General features: G+C 40.8%; 1 rRNA gene. It reads right to left on the reverse strand.

The features are described 5' to 3' along the window. A 5S ribosomal RNA gene (gene rrf, locus L3V42_RS18165) occupies positions 1-107 on the reverse strand; the annotation flags it as partial. Between the last annotated feature and the right edge of the window lie 148 nt (positions 108-255).

Raw genomic sequence — 255 nt, forward strand, 5'->3', positions numbered from 1 at the left:
CGTCCTACTCTCGCAGAGACAAGGTCTCAACTACCATCGGCGCTGGAAAGCTTAACTGCTGTGTTCGGTATGGGAACAGGTGTGACCTTTCCGCCCTCATTACCAGACATATACTATATTATAACAAGATTTAACTTTAATGCAAGAGTATATTCATACCCTGAAAACTAAATAAGAGTAATTCACGACATCAAGATATAGAAGTTAGTTAAGTCCTCGATCGATTAGTATTCGTCAGCTCCACATGTCACCATG

Origin of the sequence: Oceanobacillus alkalisoli, assembly GCF_022213125.1 — a bacterium.
GTDB classification, from domain to species: Bacteria; Bacillota; Bacilli; order Bacillales; family Amphibacillaceae; genus Oceanobacillus; species Oceanobacillus alkalisoli.